This window comes from Bacillus methanolicus (assembly GCF_028888695.1).
GTDB lineage: Bacteria > Bacillota > Bacilli > Bacillales > Cytobacillaceae > Bacillus_Z > Bacillus_Z methanolicus_B.
Genome location: NZ_PNFF01000009.1, coordinates 1 through 1,550, shown reverse-complemented (window position 1 = coordinate 1,550; position 1,550 = coordinate 1). Strand labels below are relative to the sequence as shown.

Genomic DNA, 1,550 nt, shown 5'->3' with positions numbered 1-1,550 from the left:
AGCGGCCTAACTGCTTGGACGCGCTAATCCAGCAGCGCGCTTGCCCTATCCTCCTGCGTCCCCCCATTGCTCAAACGGAAAAGAGGTGGTACAGGAATATCAACCTGTTGTCCATCGCCTACGCCTTTCGGCCTCGGCTTAGGTCCCGACTAACCCTGAGCGGACGAGCCTTCCTCAGGAAACCTTAGGCATTCGGTGGATGGGATTCTCACCCATCTTTCGCTACTCATACCGGCATTCTCACTTCTAAGCGCTCCACCAGTCCTTGCGGTCTAGCTTCAACGCCCTTAGAACGCTCTCCTACCGCGGACACCAACGGTGTCCACCCACAGCTTCGGTGATACGTTTAGCCCCGGTACATTTTCGGCGCAGAGTCACTCGACCAGTGAGCTATTACGCACTCTTTAAATGGTGGCTGCTTCTAAGCCAACATCCTGGTTGTCTAAGCAACTCCACATCCTTTTCCACTTAACGTATACTTTGGGACCTTAGCTGGTGGTCTGGGCTGTTTCCCTTTTGACTACGGATCTTATCACTCGTAGTCTGACTCCCAAGGATAAGTCTTTGGCATTCGGAGTTTGTCTGAATTCGGTAACCCGATGAGGGCCCCTAGTCCAAACAGTGCTCTACCTCCAAGACTCTTACACTTGAGGCTAGCCCTAAAGCTATTTCGGAGAGAACCAGCTATCTCCAAGTTCGATTGGAATTTCTCCGCTACCCACACCTCATCCCCGCACTTTTCAACGTGCGTGGGTTCGGGCCTCCATCCAGTGTTACCTGGACTTCACCCTGGACATGGGTAGATCACCTGGTTTCGGGTCTACGACCACATACTCATTCGCCCTGTTCAGACTCGCTTTCGCTGCGGCTCCGTCTTTTCGACTTAACCTTGCATGTGATCGTAACTCGCCGGTTCATTCTACAAAAGGCACGCCATCACCCATGAACGGGCTCTGACTACTTGTAGGCACACGGTTTCAGGTTCTCTTTCACTCCCCTCCCGGGGTGCTTTTCACCTTTCCCTCACGGTACTGGTTCACTATCGGTCACTAGGGAGTATTTAGCCTTGGGAGATGGTCCTCCCTGCTTCCGACGGGATTTCACGTGTCCCGCCGTACTCAGGATCCACTCAGGAGGGAACGAAGTTTCGACTACAGGGTTGTTACCTTCTCTGACGGGCCTTTCCAGACCTCTTCGTCTACCCCGTTCCTTTGTAACTCCATACAGAGTGTCCTACAACCCCAAGAGGCAAGCCTCTTGGTTTGGGCTGTTCCCGTTTCGCTCGCCGCTACTCAGGGAATCGCGTTTGCTTTCTCTTCCTCCGGGTACTTAGATGTTTCAGTTCCCCGGGTCTGCCCTCCTAACCCTATGGATTCAGGTTAGGATCCTATCCCATTACGGATAGGGGGTTTCCCCATTCGGAAATCTCCGGATCAATGCTTACTTACAGCTCCCCGAAGCATATCGGTGTTAGTCCCGTCCTTCATCGGCTCCTAGTGCCAAGGCATCCACCGTGCGCCCTTTCTAACTTAACCTAAAAGGTTTGAAAC

1 rRNA gene is annotated in these 1,550 nt (G+C 53.0%); it reads right to left on the bottom strand.

Features of this window, described 5'->3' with window-relative positions:
• Positions 1 to 1,535, bottom strand: a 23S ribosomal RNA gene (locus tag C0966_RS18475); the annotation flags it as partial.
• Between the last annotated feature and the right edge of the window lie 15 nt (positions 1,536 to 1,550).